Annotated in this window: 8 protein-coding genes; 1 reads left to right on the top strand and 7 read right to left on the bottom strand. The window is 30.7% G+C overall.

Annotated elements, in window-relative coordinates; genetic code table 11:
* Positions 1-40 precede the first annotated feature (40 nt).
* From BUB51_RS11990 to BUB51_RS11980, 3 genes are read right to left on the bottom strand one after another with little or no spacing between them, the layout of a single operon-like run.
* Complete coding sequence (locus BUB51_RS11990) at positions 41-784, bottom strand: aminotransferase class IV (protein WP_073198013.1); 744 nt, start codon at positions 782-784, stop codon at positions 41-43.
* Complete coding sequence (pabB, locus tag BUB51_RS11985) at positions 765-2,123, bottom strand: aminodeoxychorismate synthase component I (RefSeq protein WP_073198011.1); 1,359 nt, start codon at positions 2,121-2,123, stop codon at positions 765-767. Before pabB ends, BUB51_RS11990 begins: the two co-directional genes overlap by 20 nt.
* A 1-nt stretch (position 2,124) precedes the next feature.
* The gene (locus BUB51_RS11980) at positions 2,125-2,694 is read right to left on the bottom strand and encodes an anthranilate synthase component II (protein ID WP_278294485.1); all 570 of its coding nucleotides are present in this window, start codon (positions 2,692-2,694) and stop codon (positions 2,125-2,127) included.
* A gap of 356 nt (positions 2,695-3,050) precedes the next feature.
* Here BUB51_RS11980 and prxU point away from each other — a divergent pair, with 356 nt between their 5' ends.
* Positions 3,051-3,668, top strand: a complete 618-nt coding sequence (gene prxU, locus BUB51_RS11975) for a thioredoxin-dependent peroxiredoxin (protein WP_431188419.1) — start codon at positions 3,051-3,053, stop codon at positions 3,666-3,668.
* A 32-nt stretch (positions 3,669-3,700) separates the two neighbouring features.
* On the opposite strand, the gene BUB51_RS13700 is transcribed toward prxU, so the two are convergent.
* The 4 genes from BUB51_RS13700 to BUB51_RS13500 form a co-directional block, all read right to left on the bottom strand.
* Positions 3,701-3,808: a phosphoribosylglycinamide synthetase C domain-containing protein gene (locus BUB51_RS13700; RefSeq protein ID WP_073198015.1), complete on the bottom strand. Its 108-nt coding sequence runs from the start codon at positions 3,806-3,808 to the stop codon at positions 3,701-3,703.
* A gap of 26 nt (positions 3,809-3,834) precedes the next feature.
* Positions 3,835-4,038 carry a hypothetical protein gene (locus tag BUB51_RS11965; protein ID WP_143153627.1) on the bottom strand — a complete coding sequence of 68 codons (204 nt, stop codon included), beginning with the start codon at positions 4,036-4,038 and terminating at the stop codon, positions 3,835-3,837.
* A 90-nt stretch (positions 4,039-4,128) separates the two neighbouring features.
* Positions 4,129-4,827, bottom strand: a complete 699-nt coding sequence (locus BUB51_RS11960; protein ID WP_073198005.1) for a hypothetical protein — start codon at positions 4,825-4,827, stop codon at positions 4,129-4,131.
* 523 nt (positions 4,828-5,350) lie between these two features.
* The coding region (locus tag BUB51_RS13500) for a group II intron maturase-specific domain-containing protein (RefSeq protein WP_278294480.1) at positions 5,351-5,555 on the bottom strand (205 nt) is incomplete at its 5' end.

Raw genomic sequence — 5,555 nt, 5'->3', positions numbered from 1 at the left:
TTTAAGGTTTTTATAAGTTTTTATAAATATTTTGTAACTGTTAATTAGCCTCCAAAGCAGCCCTCAATTTATAAAAGATTTCATTATCTTCGTCATATGTTATATCTCCAATTTCTCTCACCCTTAAAACATCCATCAAACTATTAGTTATAAAAGCGAAATCGAATTTACTTAAATCTCCTATATCTATTATACACTCATTTACCTCTATCCCTATATTCTTTGCCGTTTTTATAACCTCTTTTCTCATTATACCTGACAGTATATTTAAAGAAAGCTCTGGTGTAAAAACTTTATTGCCCCTTATAAAAAAAATATTTGTCATCGTACCTTCAAGTATTTTTTCATCAGTATTTACTATTAAAGACTCATCAAAACCTTCTCTTAAAGCCAACCTCTTTAAATAAATATTTTCAAAATAATTTGCAGTTTTATGTCTATATATAAAACTTTTTCCCCTTCTTATAGGGGCGATATTGAGCTTATAGCCTCTGTTATAATCTTCATCCTTATAAGGTATATCCCTTATCATAAAGTTATAGCCCTCATCAAACACAGTAATCCTTAACGCCTTATAATCATAATTTTTTACATATTCATATACCTTTTTTTCTAATTCCTCATAGGGAATATTAAATTCTATATTCAATTCCTTAACCGAATTATACATTCTATCTAGATGCTCTTTTAATAAAATTGGAATCCCTTCATATATTTTTATTGTTTCAAATACACCAATACCAAACTTAAAAAGTTCGCTATTTTCAGTCGCTTTTCTCCTCATATTTCCCCCTAATCGCTTTTATTATAGATTTGGCTTTATGGAGGGTTTCTTCGTATTCTTCATCAGGATTTGAATCCCAAGTTATCCCTCCGCCTACTTGAAAATATATACGATCGCCTTTTTTGACTATAGTCCTTATTGCTATATTCAAATCTGCAGAACCATCAAATCCCAAATAACCTATACAGCCTGTATATACATTTCTCTGATTTGGCTCTAACTCATCTATTATCTCCATAGCTCTTACTTTTGGAGCTCCTGTAATAGAACCTCCAGGAAAAACTGCTTTTAACAAATCTACTAAATCTTTATCATCGTCCAATTCTCCAATTACAGTAGACACCAAATGATATACGTTAGAATACTTCTCCAGCTTAAAAAGTTCAGGCACTTTTACACTTCCTACTTTAGCTACTTTCCCTATATCGTTTCTTTCTAAATCTACTATCATTAAAAGTTCTGCCTTGTCCTTTTCACTATTTATAAGTTCCTCTCTCAAACGCATATCTTCTTCATACGTATTACCTCTAGGCCTTGTCCCTTTAATTGGCCTAGTTTCTACAATTCCGTTCTTTACTTTAATAAATCTCTCGGGAGAATTTGAAAGGATTTCAACTTCATCAAATTTAAGATAAGCACCAAATGGCGCAGGACTTACCGTTCTTAAATCTCTATATATTTCATATCCTGTATTTGCTACCTTCCCCTCAAACCTCTGTGTAAGATTGACTTGGTATACGTCCCCAGCTCTTATATAGTCTCTTATTCTCTCTATGCTTTGTAAATACTCCTTTTTTGTAAAATTAGACTTTAATATTACTTCTGGATATTCTTTATTTTGATAGCATATCGAATCGATACCGTTTATCTCTGCATTTTTTATTCTCTCTAGAACTTTTTTTACAATAATATTTTCTAATTTTTTGTCTATATCTGGCGTTGCAATATAAGTCCTATTTTCTAAATGATCTACTACAATTACCCAATTATAGAGCCCTAAATATAATAGTGGAATGTTCACATCATCTATTGCACTGCCTGGTATTTTTTCTATAAACTTATACAAATCGTATGAAAGATATCCTACTGCTCCTCCAATAAAAGGTAGATGAGTAGAATTTTTAATTTTGTATTTATTCAACTCTTCTTTGAGTATATCAAAAGGATTTGTAGTATTCTTATAAACTTTTATTACTTTAAATGGATTAGAGCTGATAAAAGAGTATCTACCTAATCTATTTGGATCCATCCCACTGTCAAGAATAAAACTAAAACTATCGTCTTTAAATATTGTATATAATTCAAATGAATTAAATTTAGTAAATATTTCTTGTATCATCCTAACTTTCTCCTCTTGCTTGTTTTATGAAATTATTAAGCAATTCATGCCCACTTTCTGTTAAAATGGCCTCTGGATGAAACTGCACACCTTCTATTAGATATTTTTTATGTCTTATTCCCATTATCTCTCCCTCATTAGTTTCAGCCGTAATTTCTAAATCATCAGGAAGAGTAGCCCTATCGATGACAAGCGAATGATATCTAGTAACCTTTAGCGGGTTATTAAGCCCTTTAAATACCCCTTTATTATAATGGATTATTGGTTCTACTTTCCCATGAACAGGCCTTATCGCTTTTATAATTTTCGCTCCGAATACATGTCCTATTGTCTGATGTCCTAAACAAATACCTAATATCGGTACTTTGCCCTTGAAATGTTTTACTACATCTATTGAAACACCAGCTTCGGAAGGCGAACAGGGCCCAGGAGATATAACAATAATCTCTGGATTTAATTTTTCTATCTCTTCTAATGAAACCTCATCATTTCTTTTAACTAATATTTCTTCCCCTAATTCTGCTAAATATTGATATAGATTATATGTAAAAGAGTCGTAATTATCAAGCATAAAAAGCAAAAATATTCCTCCTCTTTAACCCACTATTTTGACAAATAATTTCAATTTTCTGCCTTCAAGTTAATTTTAAACTTATATCTTATCAGTGTCAATTGGGAATGGATACTAGATTAGAAATGTAAAATTGAAAATGTAAAATTAATTGGCAAATAAGCTTGTTGACTGTTATGCTTCCAGCTTTTCACTTTTCAAATAACAGAAAAATAATAACGTTAATCATCAAAAATACGACATATTTCCTGGGAAATGTAGAATGTTGTAAGCAAAATTATCCTCCTCCGAATTGCAAAACCCGTTTTTTCTACAATGTTTAAAATATTGCCAAATTGGGTATACAAGTAAATAACATGTTAAAAAAATTTATAGGAGGAGATATATTTATGTTAGTTGGAAAAATTGCGCCGTCATTTAAAACTAAAGCCTTTATTAATGGTGAAATTAAAGAAGTAAAATTAGAAGACTACAGGGGAAAATGGGTTGTATTGTGTTTCTATCCCGGAGACTTCACTTTTGTTTGACCTACAGAGCTATCAAGTATAGCAGTTCGCTATAATGAATTTAAAAAACTAAATGTCGAAATACTTGCAGTAAGTGTCGATAGCGTATTCTCTCATAAAGTTTGGAATGAAACCGAATTATCTAAAATGGTTGATGGAGGAATTCCTTATCCAATGCTTTCCGATCAAGGAGGCTCCATAGGGAAGTTATATGGAGTATACGATGAAGAAGCTGGAGTCGATATTAGGGGAAGATTCCTAATAGATCCAGATGGAGTCATTCAGGCAGCCGAAATACTTACCCCACCTGTTGGTAGAAATCCTGATGAATTAATAAGACAAATCAAAGCATATCAACATCACTTTAAGACTAATGAAGTGATGCCTTCTGGTTGGACTGAAGGACAGAAAACACTTAAACCGTCTACAGAATTAGCCGGAAAAGTATGGGAAGTATGGAGGCCGTAAACATAGAATGAAATTGGGGCAGTAAGTTAAGCTTACTGCCCCATTTTCCCAATATCCTTTCTATAATACATATTTTCAAAATTAATTTTTTCAATATTATCATATGCAATCTCTCTAGCTTCTTCTAGAGAATTTCCTATTTATCTTATTAATCTTCAATTATTTATCATTCTTCTTTCTCAATAAGACGTAATAGCTCTTTTTCTTCTGTCCACTCATCATTACCACCTGTAGGATGGATATATTTAATCCACATTCTACCAGTAGCAGTGTCTAAAATCACCATATTAACATCATTTGCTTTGTAAAATCTATATCTGCCAATATATTTTGTTTCATTAAGAATATTTTCTAATTGGTTTATTTTCACAAAAAGCCCTAATATAATAACTCCCAGAATAATTATTAGTGTAAGTGATAAGACAAATTTTTTATCCATTCTATCACCATTTTACTCTTTCTAATCTCTATTATAATCTAATGAATATTGTATCCCTTTAGGTTTTTTTACATTATTTATATATTTAGAGCTATTATAATATGTAACTGTCTTTTCAGTGTCTATATTCCCATTATAAATTTTATACACATCATATCTATCTACTTTAACATTGTACAAATCATAATCTATTGCCCCATAAAAATCTCTAGAATTATACGGAGAACTAGAATCTGGACCTTCAAAAGATACACCTTTTTTCCAAGTTCTTGTATATGTTCCTGATATTGAAGAAGTAAAATTAAGGTTTATAACACGTTTAATTTCAGCTTCTACTGTACCACTATACGTAACAGTACCAGAAACACTTTTCTCTTCTTCAAGAAATACAGTCTGACCTCTCGCTACACTTATTAAAAATATTCTATTTTTTATTGGCCCTACATTATAATCTTTAAGTGTTTTACTACCAACTATATAATACGAATGATCATACACTTCTCTTGACGCTCCCATTATTGAAATTCCAGTAGAAGTATGATTTTTCATATTTTCATCAATAAATATATATTTAGCATTTGGATTACCTACCGGTTCTTTTATATCAACTATTGTAAATTTACTATTTTCTAACCTATTTGCACTGTTTTTCGCAAATGAAATTGTTCCTAATGACAATGCTAATATAAAGATCAACATAAAACTTAATATTTTTTTCATACCTAACTCCCCCTAACAATCATTTTAACATAATATATCTATAAATAAATCTCTACCCTCCTTCCCTAATAAATGTTTAATTTGCATTCTCGTTCCATTTTACCATATAATATTAAACAAGTAAATATACATGTGTTTATTTTTATCAAATCACACAAGAATTTTGTAAAATATCCATTTTAAACATCCTCATACCTGGAAACAGTAAATAATAAAAATTGAATGACAAATAAAATCGAGTAGGAGGTAGATGATTAATTCATCTACCGACCTCTCACACCACCGTACGTACCGTTCGATATACGGCGGTTCATTAGGTTAAGTTCAATTTCTTATACTGCATAGAGAATGTTTTAAATCCTTGATTTAGCCAATACTGGTTATTTAATGTCTTATTTAATATAGGACTATTAGATATACGCCAGTAGCCCTTTCGGGTATTAGCGTATTGCCATGCCTTATACTCTGGGACTCCTAATCTTTTAAGATTCTTAAATTTGGTCTTAATTTTCTTCCATTGTTTCTAAAGGCATGCCCTTAATCTTCTCCTAGTCCATTTGTCTATCGCTTTTAGTTTCGCTTTCATATCTGCTATTTTGAAATAGTTTACCCAACCGATTATTAGAAAGTTTAATCTTTCTATTCTTATTTCCATACTTATTCCTATATTTCTATTTGTGATTTTCCTTATTTTGTCTTTTAATCTCTTAATGCTTTTCTCGTGAGGT

This window comes from Caloranaerobacter azorensis DSM 13643, from assembly GCF_900129995.1.
Classification (GTDB): domain Bacteria; phylum Bacillota; class Clostridia; order Tissierellales; family Thermohalobacteraceae; genus Caloranaerobacter; species Caloranaerobacter azorensis.
This window is presented reverse-complemented; position numbering and strand designations above follow the sequence as displayed.